This is a genomic window from Desulfomonile tiedjei DSM 6799, assembly GCF_000266945.1.
Lineage (GTDB): Bacteria > Desulfobacterota > Desulfomonilia > Desulfomonilales > Desulfomonilaceae > Desulfomonile > Desulfomonile tiedjei.
Genome location: NC_018025.1, coordinates 4,119,917 through 4,140,735, shown reverse-complemented (window position 1 = coordinate 4,140,735; position 20,819 = coordinate 4,119,917). Strand labels below are relative to the sequence as shown.

Sequence of the window (20,819 nt, the reverse complement as noted above, 5' to 3'; positions counted from 1 at the left end):
GGCCCAGTGAAAGTTTTCACCAGGGCTGAGGAGGGAGGATGCGTTCGATTATTGTTCGCAGATGTTTCATGGGCACATTGCTCGCCCTGCTCCTTGCTTCAATCCCGTGTTCGGTCGGAGCCTGGGAGATGGATCTGCACGCGCATATGTTGTGGCATTACGAATGGTATGCCCAAACCAGTTCCAAAGGATTCTTCGGTCCGTACAATGTGGACAATGGAGGCGGCACAAGGGTCGGGAACTTTAATTTCTGGAACGGTGGGCAGTTCGACACCAATATCAGCACTTCAGCCAAGGCGGGCTGGTCATATTTCGAAGTGGAATTCGAGCCTACCTTTCAACTCAATCCCGCAATGCGGCTAAACGCCAAATATCGTCTCGCCTCATACGGTGAACCGGTGAGTGAGGATTACCTCACCCAGAACTCGCCGGGAATCAACACGGCCATGAGTGACGGCCAATGGACGCTGTTTTGGGCCACGGTACAGACGCCCTGGGGCCAGTTTGTCCTTGGAAAACGTCCGTGGGCTTTCGGCCTGGGCGTTCAGTATGACGGAGGAGATTTGGGCAGCTCTTCAGCAACCACGGAATCAATGCTCATAAACGTTCCCTTCGGCCCCCTGGACTTTGGCCTCGCGTATTATCCCTTCAGATTCGCGGGTACATCGAGCATTCAACTCATCGCGGATGAGTTGGGGGATCCTTACAATTTACCGGAATATCTGCGTGCAAGCGGGGCCGTCGTACCTGGACAGTACTACAGCAGAGCGGATGGGGGCGGGACCTTTTCCAAGGATGTGCTCGGGTTCGTCAGATACATGAACGGACCGTTGCACATGGGAATCCTCGGCACGTACGGGAGTTACCACATCGGTCCGGAGGCGCTCATCGACGATCCTAACGATCCACTCGTTACGAGATTGGTACCCCAGGACTCTGAGATAGTCCATGGCTCTGTCTTCGCCAAGTACTTCAACGGCCGGTTTTTCATCAATGGAGAGGCGGCATGGGTTTATTGGACGGACAGGTGGCATGCAGACCCCAATCAGGCAGTAGGTTTTCCAAACCCGCGATACATCGAGCAATGGCGCTATGCAATGGAGTGGGGTTGGCTGATGGGGCCGGCAAAACTGACTCTGCTTCAGTTTTGGTCTCCCGGACCGGATCGAAGAAACGGCACACTCATCGACAAACAGCCTGCAGTCTTTGTTCGTCACCCTAATTACGATCGGACACTTGGTAATCACGTTCTTTTCAAGCCGTACAGTTGGCTCATTGCTCGCGATTATGGGGCGGGTCTCAATGCTTACAGCCTCTCAGGATGGGGATATATGAGGGACGCCTTTGTCCTGGCAGGTCGCCTTGACTATGCGGTGGCAGCGAACTTGAACGTTTGCCTTAGCTATGTGCGGGCCGAGAGGACCAGTAACGGATACAGTTGGGGGTGCATCGGCCCTAATGCGGGACTTGGAGCGTTTCCCGGGACGCCTGACGGGAACATCGATCTGAATCTCAATCGATATCCGGCCTCGCCCAATATTCCGGATGGATCCCTGGGCTGGGAAATCATGGGCCGCATTGATTGGGCTCTCCTGGAGCAATGGCTATTCACGGTTAACGTTGCATATTGGCAGCCGGGCGAGTGGTTCAGCTACGCATGCATAGACCGATCCGTTCCAGGATGGGAAACAGGCACTCCCGCGAATTTCTTCGGGACCAGACCGACAAAAAAAATAGACCCCGTGATAGGTGGCGAGTTCCTGCTCAGATTCGACTTTTAAAGTGGCTCTTTAAGGAGACTCGAAAATGAAGAAAACATTGATCGTCGCGTTCATCTTGTTCTCTCTGACGACGGTGAGTTCGCTGTGCAACGCGAATGATGTCAAAATCGCTCAGGGTCACGAACCGCCCAAGCACCGTCAAGCGGATCAAAGCATCCATCAACACGCTCACAAGCATGATCTCAAACCAAAAAGCAAATACGATTTGAGAGATCTTGGCAGTAAGCAAAGCAGGGACAGTCATGGGCACAGCCATAAACACGGTCACAAGGACAGTCACGATCATGGGGATGCTCATCACAGTCACGGGGATGCTAATCCTGTTCACGAAGATGATCACCAGTCCCACGAGGATGGACACGGTTCACACGATCATCATAGTCACGAAGGGCATGAACATGGCAAAGGGCACGATCACGGGTACGACCGTCTGTGGGGGATTGGGGTCTCCGGTTGAATTTCAGCCGGGTTTTCTGCCTTAGGCCACATGCCCAATCGCACGAGCCTTGACAAGTCGGTGTTACAAAGTAACAATGCTTGTCAAATCTTCGCGTTGGGAGAGTGTCCACATGAAAAGGGAAAAGCTCGATGTCATCACGTTCAAAGTCCCGGAATCTCTGAGAGACGCAATGAAAGGCATCCCCAACAGATCGGAATTTATACGGGCAGCGGTAATAGCAGCGCTCGATAATATATGCCCTCTCTGCAGGGGAACCGGCCTCATTATGCCGAATCAGCGGCCGCACTGGGAGGAGTTCGTGCATGATCATCATTTTGAGGAATGTGAGACCTGCAATGCCGTCCATGTGGTATGCGATCGGAGCGACAACAAAGACTTGCATCACCATTCGTCGGATTGACGGGCCCTCCGGAAAGAGCCGAACAGCTCTGCGCTAAGGAGATGCACCATGCGAACTTTTTTGGGCACAATTACTCTGTTGTTGATAGCCATTTTGACAGTCACTCTGCCTGTCAATGCAGATCAAAAAGGCAAAGTAGAAGTATTCGTCAGTTTGCTGCCTGCAGCATATTTTGTGGACCGGATTGGAGGTCCCCATGTGAACACCAATGTGTTGGTAGGGCCCGGTCAGGATCCCCACACGTTTGAGCCGACCCCGAAACTTGTCGCGAAGCTGTCTGGTGCTCGAGTCCTGTTCAAGATGGGCTTTCCGTTCGAGGAATCGGTCATCAAAAAGATCGGCCCTATGTTCAAGAATCTTAAAGTAGTGGATCTTCAGAAGGGAATTGAACTCAGGACCATGACGGAAGAGGAAGAGCACGATCACGGAGACTCCCACGGTCATGCTCATGATGCCGGGGAGAAAGATCCGCACACATGGCTGGATCCGAGACTTGCCAAGATTCAGGCACAAACTATTGCCGACACACTCATTAGCCTCGATCCCGCCAACAAAGCCGTGTACGAGAAAAATCTGGCAGATGTGCAGAAGGATTTGGATGCGATCGACGATCAATTGACCAAAGCTCTTGCGCCAATAAAGGGTAAGAAATTTTTCGTATTCCATCCGGCATATGGCTACTTTGGGGATGCATACGGATTGAAACAGGTGGCAGTCCAATTGGGTGGAAAAGAACCCACAGCAAGACAACTTGCCAGATTGATCGAATTAGCAAAAGAAGACGACGTGAAGGTCATCTTCGTGCAACCGCAATTTTCGCAAAAAACCGCAGAAACTCTGGCAAGATCCATTGGTGGAGCGGTGATACCTCTTGATGACCTTGCACCGGATTATCTCAAGAACCTGCAGGATATGGCTTCAAAGCTCGAAGCCGCTCTTGCGACTCAGAAGAAGTGACTTACCAATGTGCTTTCAAGGCAGTAAGATCTTATCTCTTTGAATGCAAATTAGTATTAGAACGGATAGCGAGAAATCCTATGGATGAACAAAACAGTCCCGCAGTTTTTGTAAAGGACCTCTGGTTCGCGTACAACGGATATCCTGCATTGGAGAATGTGAATCTTTCCATTCCTCGAGGCGATTTTGTATCCGTTGTCGGACCGAACGGCGGCGGCAAGACCACTCTCCTGAAGGTGATACTGGGATTGCTTCGACCGACTCGAGGTGAAGTCCGAGTCATGGGGATGACACCGGAGCAGGCACGGCCGCGGATCGGGTACATGCCCCAGTACACGCAACTCGATCCGTTGTTTCCCGCAACGTTGATGGATGTGGCGTTGATGGGACGGCTCGGCCGCGGCGGTTTATTCGGAGGCTATTCACGGGAGGACAAGAACGTCGTCTCTGAGGCTCTGAAACAGGTCGGACTCTACGAGCTGCGAAAAAAATCATTTTCGGCCCTGTCCGGAGGCCAGCGGCAGCGATTGCTCATAGCACGCGCTTTGGCCTGCGAACCGGACCTGCTACTCCTGGATGAACCCGCTGCGAATCTGGACGCAGTCATGGAAACAGACCTATACCAATTGCTGAGGACGTTGAATGAACGTCTCACTATCATGATGGTCTCACACGATCTGGGATTCGTATCGAGAATTATCAAGAGCGTGATTTGTGTGAAACGCAAAGTCCTCATGCATCCCACAACTGAGATAACAGGTGAGATAATCAATGACATCTATGGCTCACCTATGAGGATGATAAGACATAATGGTGAAGGGGACAGTATTTGCAGCAATTTATAACTGACGTACAAATTTATCCCTTTCTCCAGCATGCCCTCTTAACGGGAATCCTTGCCAGCATCGCTTGCGGAATCATCGGCACGTACGTTGTGGTCCGCAGGATATCGTACATTGCCGACGGCATTGCCCATGCAGTACTGGGTGGCATGGGCGCGGCTTTGTACATTCAGAAAGTCCATCATATGCCCGGAGTGCTGCCGATGCATGGAGCAATCGTCACAGCTATCCTGGCAGCCATAATAATAGGATTGGTGAGCCTCTGGGCAAAACAGCGGGAAGACAACGTTATCAGCGCTATTTGGGCCGTAGGTATGGCCATAGGCATTATCTTCATCTCCCGAACACCCGGATACAATGAAGATCTTATGAGTTATCTCTTCGGCAATATTTTGCTCGTCTCCAGCACCGATTTGTGGACTCTCGCCGGCCTGGATTTTGTCATTCTTCTCATTGGAGTGCTCTTTTACAATCAGTTCCTTGCTGTCTGCTTTGACGACGAGTTCGCCCGCCTGCGAGGTCTCAACGTTGAGTTCTTTTATCTGCTGCTGTTGTGCCTGACTGCCCTGACGGTCGTGGTACTATCCACTGTAGTCGGAATAGTCATGGTAATTGCCCTCTTAACACTTCCCATCGGGATAGCGGCCCTTTACTCCGGGACGTTGTGGCGGATGATGATCCTTTCTGCCATTCTTTGCGCCCTATTTACCACGTCGGGGCTTGCATTGAGCTACGTTCCGGATTATCCTGCCGGAGCGGCAACGATCATCATTGCCGGTGCAGCCTATCTTGCAGCCACCACGTTGAAGTGGGTTTCGACTCGAGGAAGATCCTGAAGCGAAATCCGATCCAAGTTCTCTGGTCCTGCTAAGCGATAGACACTCAACCCCTTGAATCTCTGATTTAACTATGGAAACGGTCCGTGTCCAACGATCATCATTGCAGCCAAACCGAATACCACGTTACTTCATGCACTTGTGGAGACTCCAACTCACAGAATCTGTCCGTCGCTGATGTGAATTCGGCCAATTATCAAGGTACTTTCAATTTCACGTTTCTCATTGAAGCAGCGTTCCTGATCTTTGCCGCAGGGTTGCTGGTGTTTGGAAAAGGGCTCGGGATCGATACTGCTGTCAACGATCTGTCCATCAGCTTTGTGGCCATTATGTTGGAGGCCATGCCATTCATGCTGATCGGTGCAGTAATCGGCGGTTTGATAGAGACTTTCATCCCGCAGGAATGGGTGAGTCGAATCCTTGCAGGACGAACCCACACGAGCATTCTTATTGCCGCCGGTTTAGGGGCGGTTTTCCCCGTATGCGAGTGCGCAATAATCCCTGTCGTACGGAGACTGCTGCACAAAGGCGTTCCCGCATCCGCAGCAATAGCGTTTCTTCTCGGAGGCCCCATCGTAAATCCGGTTGTGGCGGGGTCCACATGGCTCGCGTACCGCGGCGACTGGACCTTTCTTGGTACCCGCATGGTGTTCGGCTACGGCATTGCGGTTGCCATAGCGCTCATCATGAGCTTTCTCTTTCAACAGAAAGATATGCTCCTGGAGGATGCGCATGCTCTGACACATTCAGCATGCGGTTGTGGCGCACACGATCATGGAGACAGCCACAGGAGCGTAACACAGCGCTTACTTGCAGCGTTCCAGCACGCCTGTGACGATTTCTTTGACGTCGGCAAGTTTCTTGTGATTGGAGCATTTGTAGCGGCGGGATGCAGGACGATTATCGGCGTGGATGTTTTTCGTGAGCTGTTTGCCTCACCGGGACTGGCAATCATCGCAATGATGGCGCTTGCAATGGCGCTCAATCTGTGTAGTGAAACCGATGCATTCATAGCAGCCGGGTTCAGAGGTGTGCTGCCGGATACTGCTCAAATGGCTTTTATGCTTCTTGGCCCTATGCTTGATGTCAAACTCCTGCTGATGTACCTGACCATGTTCCGCAAACGCACCATCCTGGTTCTTTCTTTGCTCATCTTCGGGATGGTTTTGGCGTGCACCTCGTTTCTGCAATATGGATTAGGAGGTCTGCCCGGTGCACAGTAAGCGAGAAACTGCGTCTTTTTCCCATCTGTTCCAGTTGATTGTCCTGGTGGCATGGATTGCGGCTTTCTGTCTTCTTCTACAGGGGATGGGAGGCAGGCATCTGATTGCCAAGTTTCTCCGTCCCGATTACTGGTGGCTGGTGGAAGTAGGCGCGGGCATACTGGTTGTCTTTGTGATAGCGCGTGTTTATTGCGATCCGCATACTCGCGGCAAGAGAGGCGTGACCCTGCTCGTACAGATAGGGATACTCCTGCTGCCGTTACTGTACCTCCCGCAGGCTGTTGTATCGGAACTCAGTCCCGAAGCTCTGGAGAAACGTTCAATCGATATGAGCCATTCCGGCCAAAGCAGCATGGCAGCCAATTCTCCGAAAAACGATGCCGCGGACCTTCCGAACGATCCGTCACTGCTTCGACTCGTCGTGGACGCGAAATCCTATGAAGGTAGGAAAATCAGCACCATAGGCATGGTGTATACGAACGACAAGCTGCCTGAGAATACGTTTTTCTGCTATCAATTGCTTATGTTTTGCTGTGCAGCAGATGCCAGACCTGTTGGGGTGCTCGTAAAATATGCCGACTCGAGCAATCTGGCAGCAGGGTCATGGATCAGAGTTGAAGGAAAACTGGGGATAGAAACCATCGAAGACAAGCAAGTAATGCAAATTACCGCCGAAAGAGTTGAGACTATAGATCCTCCAAAAGAGCAGTTCCTGTTTCAGTGAATATTTGAAAAACGTGCCGGCACAGAGGCACGGCACCCACCAATTGTGGGGCGGTGTTTTTTCGCAATCGAACGCTATTTTATACGCTTGCTATAACCGGCTCTTGCCGTGAAATGACGGCAAAACGATCCCAGGTCTGGTGACTTAGAATTTACTTGAAAAATTCCTCACTTGCTCATCTTGAGCATTGCATTGTAAGCGGGAGTCTCCGTGCTCACAGATGCTCTTGAGATATCAGGCACGCTCGGTTAGACTAGACGCAAACGCTCTGACTTTTGTTCAGCAAGTCAAGATCATGCAATCCGAATCAGAATCGCACGAAATGGAAATATTCCAAGGGCCTTGATTATGCTGACGTTATCTTCGCACTCCACCAGAAAAAGGAGCCATGCATGGAGCAACTACACTGCTTGCGGACTGCGCGCCGGGCTATGTTGGTCTCTGTAGTCTTCTGTGTTCTCATAGTATTTGGATTGATCCTCTTGAGAAATCTTCTCATTGACTTTTTTCTCAGTGCACCGCAATTAAACGGCTTGATCGTAGGAATCGGCATTCTGGGATTTGTGCTCTGTTTTCGGCAGCTAACCGGAATCCTGCGTGAATGCCAAGTGTTGCGTACCGTTTCCAATGCCCTGCAGGACAATTCGTTGGAAAAACTGAAATCCGATCTCCGAACTGATGGAGTACAGGGTCTGGTACGAAACAGATGCTCGAGTGTTCTGGCAATCGAGAACCGAGCAGGCCTGATCATGGAGATTGCACCGCTCCTGGCAGATGTGGACGCTGAATATGAAGAGAACAAGGCTTCTATTGTGCGGTACCTTCTGGGCGTCATGGTGCTCCTCGGGTTGATCGGTACGTTCTGGGGGCTACTGAGCACTGTTTCAGGGGTAAAGGACGTTCTGTTCGCACTTCAGCCAGAGAAAATCGACGATCCGGTTGCTTTTCTCACGCAATTCAAATCTTCCATCAGCGGAATGCTGGGAGGTCTCTCGACAGCATTCAGCACTTCACTGTTCGGATTGGCCGGATCGGTGCTCGTGGGGTTTGTAGATATTCAAACGAGACAAGCTCGCTCCAGATTGCATGCCGATCTGGATTACTTCGTGGTAACTTCCATGTTGCCGGCCACTGCGGAACCGCCGACCGTCCAAATGTCAATGCAGCCAACGGTTGAACCCGCTCTCGCACCGAAATTCGACTACCTGGTCAGCAATCTTCTGGATCGGATCGATGTTCTCGGGCATCACACGAAGGATCTTCTGGAAGAGACGCGAAAATCCAGAGAGTCAATCGAAAAATCCGGCCATGAGATGCGGGAAATCTTCGAATCCGAAGACAGATTAGTCAATAAAATCGTATCCATCGGACTTGCCAATCTCCGCGGGAATCCTGCTCAAATCCTTGATGGAACAGCGGAAAAAACCCGTAAAGAAAGCTCGTGATGGCTAGACGAACTCTCTCTCGTACGGAACGAAATTTCAATGTGTGGCCCGGCTTTACCGATGTCATGGTCGCGCTTCTTCTCATTTTCATCTTTGTCATAACCATTTTCACGATTACCGAAACCATACTGTCACGCTCACTGAGCAAGAAAGACAGCGAACTGGAAAGGCTTAACCAGGAAATTCGGCGCACATCCGAAGAATTGGATCGATTCAGGCAAGAAACTGCCAGGCTGGCCGAGTTGTTCGGAGCCGAACAGAATAAGTCGGCAAATCTCCAGCAAATATTGGAGCAGCTTCGAAGAGAAATAGCAGCATCTGCAGCGCAACTTCTTGAGAAAACACAACTCCTGGCCCAAAGAGAGGCCGAACTGGAATCTTCCGGAAAGCAACTGTCCGAACAGAAGGACCTTGCAGAACAAACCCAAAAGGCGCTGGAAATGCATCAGGGTGAAATTGCCACGCTGCTTGCCGGATTAAAGAGTAAGAGCGAACTCCTGGAATCTTCCGAGCAGAAACTGGCGCATGCAAATCTTCAGTTGAGTGAATCAGAGAAGAAGACAAAGACTGCCCAAGACGAAGTCACGGAGAAAGTTTCACGCATTGCTACGCTTACTTCTGAAATCGCTGCCCTCAATCGCACCATAGCAGACTTGAATAAGAAAGTAGAAACATACCTGAGCGACATTTCCAGGCTCAATACCATGTTAGCCAATTCCGCCGAATCCGAGCAGAAAGAAAAAACTAAAGCAGCGCAGCTTCAGAAAGAGATCGTATCACTGAAATCTCAGTTGGAGAATATCTCCTCCAAGCTCGCCGAAACTCAAGAAAGTTCCGAGAAGCAGTTCAGAATAGGACAACTGGTGCATCTCATTGGAGAAAAAGATAAAGAAATAGACAAACTACGAAAACTGGCACGCTACAGGAGCGAGTTTCTCTCCAAGCTCGATGAGGTATTCAGAGGAATTCCCGACATCAAAATCCAAGGAGACAGGTTCATTTTCCAGGCGGAGATTCTTTTTCCTTCCGGCAAAGAGACCGTGAATGAACGAGGAAAACAGGAACTCGACAAGTTCTTGAAAATTTACAAAGAAATGGCCGTGAAAATACCCAAGGACTTGGACATGGTCATTCTGGTTCAAGGCCACACTGACGATGTGCCGACATCGGCAGGATCCAGATTCAAGTCAAACTGGGAACTTGGCGCTGCACGGTCCATGGAAGTGGTGCGATATCTAATATCGGGCGGAATACCCTCCAATCGTATTGCATCAGCCTCCTTCGGCGAATTCCACCCCATAGATCCGAGAATTCTACCGGATTCCCGCAAAATCAACCGCCGCATCGAACTGAAAATCACTACCTTCTAAGATCGAGAAAGGCGGATTTCGGGGGACCTTCTATGCAAAGAAAGCCCCCCAAACTCCCTCCAAGAAACTTTTAACATTCGTCGGAACCTCCATTTCCCGCAGGGAAATCGAGGTTTCGACGAGTATTGAAAGTTCTTGAGGTGGGGTTCGGGGAGGAACTTCTTACAAGAAGTTCCTCCCCGATTCTCGTTCTTGATTATCTCATGAAGGATTGAATGAACTCCTGCACTTCTTCTTTTGTATGGAGAATGCCGAAGTGACCTTCCAGCAGAAGATCAGCATTGAGAGCAAGGAGTTTCGCCAGAGAGGATTGGTATTGTTCTTCGTCGGAGAGGAGGGCAGGGTGGATGGGGCCGTGCACGTCTTGCCCGAAGAGCACGAGCTTATTCTCAATCAGAGTAGTGTACACAACAGAACCTGGAGAATGGCCGGGCCAGTGAATAGCATTTACTGTGCCGTCTCCAATTGTAAGGACCGAATTCTCGCCGCTAAGCTTAATATCGACTGACAGGGGGGGCATCCGCGTGCCATACCAGGAAGCAGCAGTTACTTCACTGTCACCTGATTCGAGGTACACAGCATCCAACTCGTGTGCCACGATCCTGCAGCCGAAGTCCTCTCTTACGGCTTCGGCGCCGCCGGTGTGGTCAAAGTGGCAATGAGTGAGGAGAAGATATTCCAGTTGCACATTCGGAGAGAGGCATTTGGTGACGTGCTTTTTCAAGCGCGAATGTGCGTTTCCGCATCCGGCATCGATGAGAGCTGCCTTATCACCGAATCGAACCAGATAAACAGCCGCATCCGCAGGATCCGTCAGTCCGCTGCCGCCGACTTGCCAGAGATTCTCAAGGATTTTCTTGCTCATACTTCCTCGTTCGTTCCTCACGATTCAGGACGATTATAGCAAATTTCAGAATTTTTTTGTTCGATTGCGAAAAGCGCCCTTTCGATAATCGGTGGGTGCAGTGCCTCCGTGCCGGCACATCTAGTAAAAAAATCCGGAATCGGCCCTTTATCAAACAGGAACGATCAGTTACGATGACTTCAACTCTGACGTGCAGTGAGGGCACCGCGACGCTTTCAGGGGAATCTTCGACAAACACTCCGGGCATTCTTTTGTCGTTACTTCCGGTTGAGCTCTGAACCGATTGACCTGGCGGACAAGGAGAAAGATTGCGAAGGCCACGATGATGAAGTCTATCAATGTGTTGAGAAAAGCGCCGTAATTGAGGGTGGCTGCTCCGGCAGTTTTGGCTTCAGCCAATGAACTGTAGCGAGTGCCGGAAAGGTTCACGAATAAATTCGAGAAATCCACGTTTCCGAGCAGAAGTCCGATGGGCGGCATGAGAATATCCGCAACAAATGAATTTACAATTTTCCCGAATGCGGCACCGATAATAATACCGATCGCCATGTCCAAAACATTGCCACGCATGGCAAATTCTTTGAATTCTTTTAACATTGCTTTCCCCCCTGTGCTCGCAAAATCCATTAATTGTAATTGTATCACTTCCGGGCAGAAGATTGGCAAGACTCATGCGATCTCCCTCTGTGACTCCAGCTTAACGACGCGTATTTTGATACCGAAAATGTGGGGATCTTCTATTCAGCATCAAGCACGGATCGAACCACAGAAAGAAACTGCTTCACGTCATAGGGTTTTTTCACAAAGGCTTTGATGGATTCGAAATGCACATCCTTCAGGCGTTCGGAATCGGAGTGTCCACTGGATACTATTACTCGTACGTGGGGGTCTATTTTTACAAGTTCGTTGAGACACTGTGCGCCATCCATCTCAGGCATGATCAGGTCAAGAATCACCAACGAAATATTGGATCGATGCTCCTTATATATTGCTAATGCTTCCCGACCGTTGGCTGCAGTCAGTACTCGGTAACCCGACTTTGTCAAGAATCGCGATCCGAGATCCCTTACAAGCACTTCATCATCTGCAAGAAGGATCGTCTCTGTCCCTTTAGCTGGCATTGTAGGGGAGATCTCCTGTTCAGGAGAAGGTTGAGTCTCAAAGATAGGCAGATAAATTCTGAACACAGTTCCTTTGCCGACTTCACTCAAGCACTCAATACAGCCGCCGTGTTGCTGGACAATTCCAAGCACAACCGGGAGTCCAAGACCTTTTCCCTTTCGAGAATCCCAGCCTTTGATCGTGAAGAACGGATCGAACATTCTTTCCTGAGTCTCTTCATCCATCCCCCTGCCGGTATCGGAAACAGTGAGAAGCGCAAAATTACCAGGGCTCATTTCGGGGTGTCTTCTGCAAAATTCATCATCCAGTGTCACCATGGAGGTTGTCACGGTAAGCTTCCCCCCGTTCTCCATGGATTCTTCCGCATTGTTTGCCAGGTTCATCAATATCTGATCGATTTGAGCCGGGTCTGCCCGGACAAGACCCAGATTATCGTCCAGACTCAGTTCCACCCAAATCGTCTTGGGTATAGAACGAGACCACAGAGCCATGGTCTCTCGAATCTGACGATTCAAATCCAGAAAGATAGGATGCGTTTCCGCCCTTTTGCTCAGCATCAATAAACGTTGAATCAAATCCGAACCGTTCTGGGCCGATTGCACGATTTTCTGCAAATCCTCATGTGCAAGAGTGTTCTCATCAGTTTCTTGAAGGAGTATTTCCGAATATCCGAGAATAATGGTAAGCAAGTTATTAAAATCATGCGCGATACCTCCAGCCAGGGTTCCGATTGCCTCTGCTTTTTGTGCCTGGAAGAGCTGATTTTTTAACTGTTCACGTTCCCGATTGGTCCTTATCTTTTCGGATATATCTTCGAGAGCTGAAATATACCCTTTATTCTCATCTGTCGGATCCACCGGATTGAGCCGAACATGGGCATCAAAAACCGTCCCGTCCTTTCTTACCATTTTTGCTTCAGCATCTATGACTCTCGACTCAACCAAGGCCGATTGGATGATCTTGCCTAAGCGGATAAATTCCTCCTTGGATGGGTACAGCATTTCCGTGCTCCGGCCGACGCATTCGTCATACCTTTCAAAACCGAATATGCGGAGCCAAGAGTCATTGACCCAAATAAGTTTTCTCTCCACATTCGTTAATGCTATTCCGATCGGCGAAGCAGAGAGGATGCTTGCCAACATTTGTTCTCTTTCCTGCAACTGCCGCTGGGCTTTTCTGCGCTCGCTGATATCCTCGAATAGTCCAATCGCTCCGAGGAATCGGCCATCATCAGAATCGATCCGGCTGTACAGGGCTCTGACAGGAGTGGATTTATTGCCGGTTACAGAAAGATAATCGCCTTCAAAGTACCCGGATCCGCTGTTAAGACATTGTTGAACTGCCTCAAGCATCATGGGATCTTTTACTCTCTCCAGCATGTTGAAACCAAGAATAGCGTTTCTTTCGGCTCCGATAATTCTTGAAAATCTTTCGTTGAAGTCAACAATTACGCCGCTGGAGTCGAAGTGCATGATACCTAGTGGCGCATTGTTGAAAATGAGCCTGTATCGTTCCTCGCTTTCTCGCAGTGCATCGTCAGCTTTTTTCAGTTCGGTAATATCCCGAAAGGTCCCTTGGAACCCCACTACATTGCCGCTGGAGTCTTTCTTGGCTACCGTGGTCACCAGTGAGTGAATAATCGTCCCATCCTTCTTACGCAGATCTACCGGATAATCTTTGAGGAAGCCCATCCTCGATACCGCTGCTACATGGATTTCCCGATCCTCGGGTCTCACATAGAAGGAAAAGGTACTCTTCGTCATGACTTCTTGTCTGTCATTCGGGGAATAGCCAAGCATTTCCAGGGCAACATCATTGAAATCGACAAACTGACCTGTTGTCGTCGAGATGAAGACCGCATCTCGCGAAGTATCGAAAAAGGTCTTATAACGCTCTTCGCTTTCCCTCAGTGATTTTTCGGCGATCTTCTGTCGAGCCAATGCTTCTTCCAGGCGAGCTACCGTTTGACTCAACCCCGCTTCGGCTTCGAGAAGCTCGTCTTCCACCCGTTCAGCGTTCAGCATCACCATCGACAGATTCTCGCCCAAGTGAATCAATATAAAGAGCGTGAAGAAGACGAACTCTCCGGGAGAACGGAATAAAAGAAAACCTGTGTCAGAGATCATCCATATGGCCCGAGCAAGAATCAATGCTGCGCCTGTGACTAGAAGAAATGCGATTGTCCGACGGAACACGGATTTGTACGGGAGATCCCCCGAAAACAGTAATGCTGCCATTGTCCAGTGGACAGCAACGAGAGAAACCGAGATGACGCAACCTCTCAAAACCGGTTCATCCCACACGCAATAGAAGACTATTATTCCGCCTGCAACCACTGCGGGAAGGGTGTACCACCATTTGGAAGCAGGGCTCAGACCGAAAAAACGTCGTATACCGTCCAGATGTAAAACCATTCCGAGCGGAAACAGCATGTTGCTCAATATGGAGATCCAGAAAGGTATTTGGCCCCGGATGCCTATCAGGAGATATCCCACGGCGATAACGCCCACCCCCGCAGTCCAATAGCCAAAGCCTGGATACGTTTTTCTGGTAGTCTGAAAAAAACAGAGGCTTGCAGCCACGAATCCGGTAATCACGGCTGCGATGATAAAGACCAAACTCACGGCTTCATTCCCACCGTTCTAATGCATTAGGTTATGTGTCCTGACAAGATTTTCGTCCGCTTTGATATGCCATAAATGCATAGCCCTGGAGTATATCCTTCCAGGTTTTTTTTTCAACTTGAATCCAAGACGGAGGATGAATAATCTGACAAGTAAGTAATAAGACGAGACTTATTGCGTAAGTAAATTCTCTGCGGTCAACACATGCAATGAGTCTGGAGTCCTTGATTTTGAGAATAATTGTCCGGTTTTGAATGCGCTTTTCCTGAGAGTTGGAGAGCGGACGAATACTTATAGTCAGTGCCGAAAATTCTGTAGTTTATCCCTCGTGTGAATTACAAGATATTAGTAGGGACCGGCGCCCCGAAAGTGTCTCAAAATTCATGAATGGACAAAGAATCGTGCCACGATCCAGGGTAAATTTTGATTTTTGAGACGGTCTCTCCCTCCTCTCTGCCGGCCCGAACCGGTTGATCTGTATTTGAAAAATGTGCCGGCACGGAGGCACGGCACCCACCAATATTCCTAAATCTTCAATCGGACACTAATTTTGGCAACTGTTATAATGTCTATGCTGCTTCCTCGGGATAGACAATCAATGTCTTCCCTTCTTGCGATAATCGGCCGGACTCCTTGAGGGCTTTCAAGGCTCTGGTGATGCTCACACGATGTGCACCGACAAGGAAACTGAGATCTTCGTGGGTAAGAGGGAACTGAATTCTGAAACCTCGACGGCTCCTTACGCCATGCTCTTTGGCTACGGTGACAAGCACACTGTAAAGACGTGTTTCCAGGCGACTAAGTGACATGTTGCTCTGGTATGGACTTCGATCGTTGCTTGCACACAATTAAAAATAAGTGTTGACACAGGACACAAACATTGTAATAGTAAATTAGATTATCCTTGACAGTTTATCGACCAATAATTCGGAATGAGAGGCAATCCCACTGCCATTCAATGATAGATTTTCATTCTCGTAAGGACGTACACATGTCGCAAAAGCAAGCGACAAATTACCATAGAGGGGGCCAACATGGCAGTTTTACCGGTTCCAGAAGTTGTCAAGGAAATGGCTTCTCGCCTGGAGGGCATCTCAAGAAACTTGGACTCACACTCAAGACAAATGGATCAGATTCAGGTAAACATGCTGACGACCGAGCACGTGAGAGCATTGGAAGGCAAACTTACTACCATGGAAGCCGCTTTCAGGGCAATGCAAACCGAGATCCGAGCATTAATGGGTGCTCTCGAAAAGAGATGACACGGCGCTCTTAACCAAATTCTCAAAAATTGCAGTTAGGAACTATGATCTTGTTATCACGACAAATCCTGAAATGCGGTAATCGCGTATTATAGATCGATTTAGCAAGTAACCGACCTCTACCCGTCTCCGTGAAACAGACTGCATACGGCTGCTTTATGGCATACCGATGCTACACGTCTGCATCAACCTGCTTTGCAGGCGATTCAAGTCGGTGGTATCGAGATTACCGCGATTTAAGTTTTGTACAAATTCGTCCAACCCGATTGAGAAACGCAGGCGATCTTCAATCGATAAGTTGTCCTTGGATTGATCGTAAATTATCCCGAGCTGCGATCTGGCAGCATCCATGATGGTCTTCCGCGTATCCGAATCGATCCCGGATTGCGTCCATGCCCTGTCGATCTGGTCTATATAGGTCTGAATACCGTAACAGAGCGATACGGGAAACGGGTTCCCGGTAATTGTGTCCGCGTTTGCCATATTGATCGTTACAGATATTATCAATAACAACAACCCAAGAAGTGTTTTCATGGCTTCTTTTCCTCCTGTTCTTCCTCCAAGCTTAGATGCGAGGACTTGGACAAAGTCGCGTGCGGACAACCAGCGACTTTACAGCGATTAGCAATCAAAGAAGGAAAATCGGAACACGGGCCTTAATTTGGCATCACGCCTCGCGCTCTCCAGCAGGCCGATGTGATTCGGCCATAGTAACAGACGTTCGGTCCTCTCGATCCCGGGACCTGCAGGCACTCCGCCAGCTACTAAGTCGGGATAGTGAAATAGAACCGAGAGCCTTTCCCGTATTCGGACTCGACCCAAATCCGTCCGCCGTGGCCCTCTATAACTTTCTTCGCGATCGCTAGCCCGATGCCGGTCCCGGGATATTCGCTATTGTGGTGAAGCCGTTTAAAAATGGAAAAGATACGATCCCGGTATTCTTGCTTGATCCCTATTCCATTGTCATGAACGCAGAATTGGCATTCCTTATGCTCGGCTACAACTGAAACATGGACACGAGGCGGCTCATCTCGTCGATATTTTATGGCGTTGCCGATAAGATGTTGAAATGCTTGAGCAAGTTGGTTCAAATCGGCTTTCACGGCCGGGAGTCGATCGTGTGTTACCGTCGCACCGCTCTCTTCTATAGCAGAGCGCAAATTGGACAAGGCTTTTTCGTAAGCCTTTTCGGAATCGATCAACCTATACGGCTTGTGTGAATCCAACCTGGAAAACGCCAGAATATCATCAACAAGAGAAGCCATTCTAGAGGCTGAATCGACGGCCCACTTCATCCACATCTCCTCATCGGACCCGGCCTCAATATGCAGGAGTTCTTGCAGTTTCTGAACAGAAACAGCGATATTACGAAGCGGCTCCTTAAGATCATGAGAAGACACGTAGGCGAATTGGCGCAACTCGTCATTGATGCGGGTTAGATGGGCGAGGGCCTTTTCCAAGCCTTCTTCAGCTTTTTGGCGTTCAATGATTTCCTGCTTCAGGTGCTCATTTATTGCCGCAAGCTCTCCGGTACGCTCCTGGACCTTGGCCTCAAGTGCTTCGTGGGACTTTTTCAAAGCCTCCTCGAGCGATCGCTTCTCTCGTAGAGACAGTATCATCGAGTTGAATGCCTGGGAAAACCCGCCAAGGAAATCAACCCGCTGGCCCAGGTCACCTTTGGCAACCTGCCGCGTCTGCCAAACCAGATGCCGCAGGTTTGCATGCAATTGCTTGTACGGGGAACACATTAAATTGCGGACCGGCGGATCGACGCCCAGATCTCCCCTGGCGAGGCTGCTTATAAAACTACGTGACTCATCGAAGTCCTTAATCAGATCGTTGGTTGCTTTCCGCAGCAGAGCGAGGTCCTCATGCACGGGCTCGGATAGGGATAGAGGCTCGGGCACGTCACCATTAAGCAGATCTGAAATGCTTTTCGTGAGGTTGCGTAATGTTCGAAGTTCCGCCTCGGTCACCACACGCTCCCAAACTCAATAGTCCAGCGGGCATGGTAACAAGCCTACGCTCGTGTCAGTGAGCGCCAGCCCTATTCTTTCAAACTAACCGCAAAGCGACAGGTCCTTCCGCCTGATGCCCAGCAATCAACTTCAGTGACATCAAATTCTTTTTGAGAATACGCATACAGAATTCCCGCGATAAATCCTTCATCATAGTCGCAGACAGTCTCCCCCACCACAGGCAGGCCGGAGCAATCCAAGTCCTCGGAAACGGTCAGCGTAAACCGCATTTTCTCGAAGTCGGCGTATTCTACCCTCAAGATCCCAATACCAAGCGACCTAAGTTTGTCTTGCAGTTCAGCGAGAAATTCATCCGGCCCAAGATCCATATTCAGCACGTTTTTGCAGAACTCGGAGCCTGCTAGCTTTCCCGCTTCTTTGAGGATTTCATTGGTCCTTTGCACACCGTATTTGACAATTAAGACGTCTCTCAACGAGTATTGCATAAGTCTGTAAACGGCCACGCCGGTGCTTGGACCCAGATTGGGTCTACCTTCCTCGATGTCGCCCAAGTCCTGCCACCGGAATTTATAGGCCGTTCGCTCCTCTTTGAACATTGTTCCACCTCCCCATGCCTATGGAACGGAGTCTTCATCCGATCCGGTTTGGGGTCGCCGTAAGTGCCAAGAATCTGTTTGACAGAGGGACCTGTAACAGCGCATATGCAGCATAACCCAATTTCCCTTTTGTCGAATACAAGATGCTACTGTACATAATTGTGTCAAGACAACCCGAAGACGAAGTCGTCTCACTCCATATCGTCATCGAGCCCGAGCTTATTCATATAGTGCTTCAAAGAATAGCGTGAGATTCTCAGTAACTTGGCGGCTCCGACCCTGCTGCCGCCCGAGTGTCGCAGAGCTTCATTGACCATGAATCGTTTCAAATCATGGGTGATCTCATTGAGAGACTGTTCCGTGGGGAAAGATATGGAAAATGAAGTCTTATTGCCGTCGGAAGAGAATTGCATATCGTCTTGAAGCCCGAGATGTGCAAGGGTCAGTGTTCTCCCGTCCGATAGCATCAAAGCACGCTCCAGGACGTTTCTCAGTTCACGGACGTTTCCGGACCATTGATATTTCTTAAGGGCGTTGAGAATCTGTGGAGAAATCAGAGGTCTCTCATGAAGCTGCATTTCCACGCCAAGTTTTACGAGAAGCTGCTCCACAAGCAGGGGAATATCTTCAGATCTTTCCCGGAGCGGCGGAATTTCTATTCTCATAACATTTAACCGGTAGAAGAGATCTTGTCGGAAACGCCCTTCTGCCACTTCTTTTTCCAGGTCTCTATTCGTAGCGGCAATGAGTCTTGCGTCTACCGAGATTTCTTTCTCACCGCCGACTCTCGTAAATTTCTTGGTATCCAGGAACGTCAGGAGCTTTGATTGGAGCGGCAATGAAAGCTCACCGATCTCATTCAACAAGAGCGTGCCACCTTCGGCCAACTCGAGCATTCCTCGTTTTCGTGCAGCCGCACCGGTAAAAGCTCCTTTTTCATGGCCGAAAAGTTCCGATTCGGCCAGATTCGGTGCTATGGCCGCACAGTTAATGGAAAAATACGAGCTCCCTGCACGAAGAGAGTGCCTGTGAACATATTGGGCGAGATGATCCTTTCCACTACCGCTTTCTCCGGTCAACAGGATAGTGATATTCGTCTTTGCTGCTATCAACGCTTTCTTGAGAGTAGCTTGCATAGCTTTGGAAGGATATTCTTCCATAGTATCCGGAGAGATCTTGATTCTATTCAGGTCGGTAATGTCGCGAGCTATGGTGAGAATACCTATGACCTGGCCCGAATCGTCCTTCAGGGGGACTTTTGTGTCGGAAAGAGTCACCATTGCACCATTAATTCTGGCTGTGTGCTCGCTTTGTATTGATTCCCCCTTGAGAACTCGTGAATCCACATCTCTTATGTAAGCGGCATCTTCAGGATGTAGAAAATCTTTGTACGTTTTACCGATAATTTTGGATGCAGGTGCCCCCAGGAATCGTTCCGCCGCAGGATTTACATCGATATACTTTGAGGATCTATCGTTAAGAAAAATGTAATCTTCGGCTGCTTCAAAAATGGCTCTGAAACGTTGCTCACTTTGCCGTATAGCTTCCTGAGCCGTTTTGTTCGCCGTAATATCCATAATAGTGCCGGCCATTCGTACGGGATGGCCTTCAGAATCCCATTCGACAACTTTCCCGCGCAAGAGAATCCAGACCCATTCGCGGTTTTTTGTGCGCAGGCGGTGTTCAGATTCGAATGCAGCCGTGCTTCCCTCCATGTGTCTATTCAGTGCGGCTAGAACAGAGGGTTCATCATCCGGATGCACACATTTTCTCCATTTCTCACGACTCGGTGCTATTTCATCTAACCTAAAGCCGAGTATTCTAGCTCCCTGCTCGTTAAGGACTCCCTCATCTGTTTTAATATTCCAGTCCCACCAGCCCAGATCCGCACCGGTCAGGGCCAACTCGAAGCGTTGCTGGGCTCTTCTCAAAGCCTTTTCCGCTTGCTTACGCTCTATAGCGAATGCTATGGATCGTGACAGCAAATACCCGTCGTATTTGTCTTTTAGGAGGTAATCTTGTGCGCCTTCTCTCACGGATTGAATGGCCACCGTTTCGTCATCGAGACCGGAGAGGACCACAACAGGAATATCAGGATTAACCTTTTTTATCTCCAGAAAAGTCTCAATTCCCTGAGCATCGGGCAATCCCAGATCCAAAGTGATAACATCGAAGGTTTCTTCTTCCAGACACTTTTGAGCGCTCTCAATTGTTTCCGCATGCGTGAGCGAAAATTTCGTGTTCGTGATCTCTCTCAGCGCTTCTTTCAGAAAAAGGGCATCTACGGGATTGTCTTCTACAATTAGCACTCGTATTAGGTCCATGCTGAACTC

General features: G+C 49.5%; 19 protein-coding genes. 11 read left to right on the top strand and 8 right to left on the bottom strand.

The features are described from left to right. Positions 1-38: 38 nt before the first annotated feature. From DESTI_RS17520 to DESTI_RS17470, 10 genes are all read left to right on the top strand, one after another. On the top strand, positions 39-1,781 hold the full coding sequence (locus DESTI_RS17520) for a hypothetical protein (protein ID WP_014811304.1): 1,743 nt from the start codon (positions 39-41) through the stop codon (positions 1,779-1,781). Positions 1,782-1,806: 25 nt separating this feature from the next. Continuing rightward, positions 1,807-2,238, top strand: coding sequence for a hypothetical protein (locus tag DESTI_RS30855; RefSeq protein ID WP_014811303.1), 432 nt, complete (start codon positions 1,807-1,809; stop codon positions 2,236-2,238). Between the two features lie 112 nt (positions 2,239-2,350). Then, positions 2,351-2,641, top strand: a complete 291-nt coding sequence (locus DESTI_RS17505; RefSeq protein ID WP_014811302.1) for a ribbon-helix-helix domain-containing protein — start codon at positions 2,351-2,353, stop codon at positions 2,639-2,641. Positions 2,642-2,689: 48 nt separating this feature from the next. Further along, a complete protein-coding gene (locus tag DESTI_RS17500) occupies positions 2,690-3,598 on the top strand; it encodes a metal ABC transporter solute-binding protein, Zn/Mn family (RefSeq protein ID WP_014811301.1) in 909 nt (302 codons plus the stop codon). A gap of 80 nt (positions 3,599-3,678) precedes the next feature. Next, entirely contained in the window at positions 3,679-4,443 is a 765-nt protein-coding gene (locus tag DESTI_RS17495; RefSeq protein WP_014811300.1) for a metal ABC transporter ATP-binding protein, read from the top strand. Next, positions 4,428-5,276, top strand: coding sequence for a metal ABC transporter permease (locus DESTI_RS17490; protein WP_014811299.1), 849 nt, complete (start codon positions 4,428-4,430; stop codon positions 5,274-5,276). The genes DESTI_RS17495 and DESTI_RS17490 overlap by 16 nt, the downstream gene beginning before the upstream one ends. An 86-nt stretch (positions 5,277-5,362) precedes the next feature. After that, the gene (locus DESTI_RS17485; RefSeq protein WP_014811298.1) at positions 5,363-6,499 is read left to right on the top strand and encodes a permease; all 1,137 of its coding nucleotides are present in this window, start codon (positions 5,363-5,365) and stop codon (positions 6,497-6,499) included. Then, positions 6,489-7,223 (top strand): TIGR03943 family putative permease subunit, encoded by a 735-nt coding sequence (locus tag DESTI_RS17480; RefSeq protein WP_014811297.1) that lies wholly within the window; start codon positions 6,489-6,491, stop codon positions 7,221-7,223. Before DESTI_RS17485 ends, DESTI_RS17480 begins: the two co-directional genes overlap by 11 nt. 392 nt (positions 7,224-7,615) lie before the next feature. Then, positions 7,616-8,668, top strand: a complete 1,053-nt coding sequence (locus tag DESTI_RS17475) for a hypothetical protein (RefSeq protein WP_014811296.1) — start codon at positions 7,616-7,618, stop codon at positions 8,666-8,668. Continuing rightward, entirely contained in the window at positions 8,668-10,038 is a 1,371-nt protein-coding gene (locus DESTI_RS17470) for an OmpA family protein (protein WP_014811295.1), read from the top strand. The genes DESTI_RS17475 and DESTI_RS17470 overlap by 1 nt, the downstream gene beginning before the upstream one ends. 196 nt (positions 10,039-10,234) lie before the next feature. Here the strand turns inward: DESTI_RS17470 and DESTI_RS17465 are convergent, their stop codons facing one another. From DESTI_RS17465 to DESTI_RS17450, 4 genes are all read right to left on the bottom strand, one after another. Next, positions 10,235-10,903 carry an MBL fold metallo-hydrolase gene (locus DESTI_RS17465; protein ID WP_014811294.1) on the bottom strand — a complete coding sequence of 223 codons (669 nt, stop codon included), beginning with the start codon at positions 10,901-10,903 and terminating at the stop codon, positions 10,235-10,237. A gap of 168 nt (positions 10,904-11,071) precedes the next feature. After that, positions 11,072-11,500, bottom strand: a complete 429-nt coding sequence (mscL, locus tag DESTI_RS17460) for a large conductance mechanosensitive channel protein MscL (RefSeq protein WP_014811293.1) — start codon at positions 11,498-11,500, stop codon at positions 11,072-11,074. Positions 11,501-11,640: 140 nt separating this feature from the next. After that, positions 11,641-14,649, bottom strand: coding sequence for a PAS domain-containing hybrid sensor histidine kinase/response regulator (locus DESTI_RS17455; protein ID WP_014811292.1), 3,009 nt, complete (start codon positions 14,647-14,649; stop codon positions 11,641-11,643). 569 nt (positions 14,650-15,218) lie between these two features. Next, the gene (locus tag DESTI_RS17450; RefSeq protein ID WP_083846791.1) at positions 15,219-15,458 is read right to left on the bottom strand and encodes a helix-turn-helix domain-containing protein; all 240 of its coding nucleotides are present in this window, start codon (positions 15,456-15,458) and stop codon (positions 15,219-15,221) included. Positions 15,459-15,683: 225 nt separating this feature from the next. Here DESTI_RS17450 and DESTI_RS17445 point away from each other — a divergent pair, with 225 nt between their 5' ends. After that, positions 15,684-15,911: a hypothetical protein gene (locus DESTI_RS17445; protein WP_014811291.1), complete on the top strand. Its 228-nt coding sequence runs from the start codon at positions 15,684-15,686 to the stop codon at positions 15,909-15,911. Between the two features lie 156 nt (positions 15,912-16,067). On the opposite strand, the gene DESTI_RS17440 is transcribed toward DESTI_RS17445, so the two are convergent. The 4 genes from DESTI_RS17440 to DESTI_RS29075 all read right to left on the bottom strand — a co-directional run bounded on the left by DESTI_RS17440 (position 16,068) and on the right by DESTI_RS29075 (position 20,810). Further along, on the bottom strand, positions 16,068-16,445 hold the full coding sequence (locus tag DESTI_RS17440; protein WP_014811290.1) for a hypothetical protein: 378 nt from the start codon (positions 16,443-16,445) through the stop codon (positions 16,068-16,070). Between the two features lie 230 nt (positions 16,446-16,675). Beyond that, complete coding sequence (locus DESTI_RS29080; protein ID WP_014811289.1) at positions 16,676-17,887, bottom strand: sensor histidine kinase; 1,212 nt, start codon at positions 17,885-17,887, stop codon at positions 16,676-16,678. A gap of 71 nt (positions 17,888-17,958) precedes the next feature. After that, a complete protein-coding gene (locus DESTI_RS17430; protein ID WP_014811288.1) occupies positions 17,959-18,486 on the bottom strand; it encodes a V4R domain-containing protein in 528 nt (175 codons plus the stop codon). A 191-nt stretch (positions 18,487-18,677) separates the two neighbouring features. Further along, the gene (locus tag DESTI_RS29075) at positions 18,678-20,810 is read right to left on the bottom strand and encodes a sigma 54-interacting transcriptional regulator (RefSeq protein WP_014811287.1); all 2,133 of its coding nucleotides are present in this window, start codon (positions 20,808-20,810) and stop codon (positions 18,678-18,680) included. Positions 20,811-20,819: the final 9 nt, after the last annotated feature.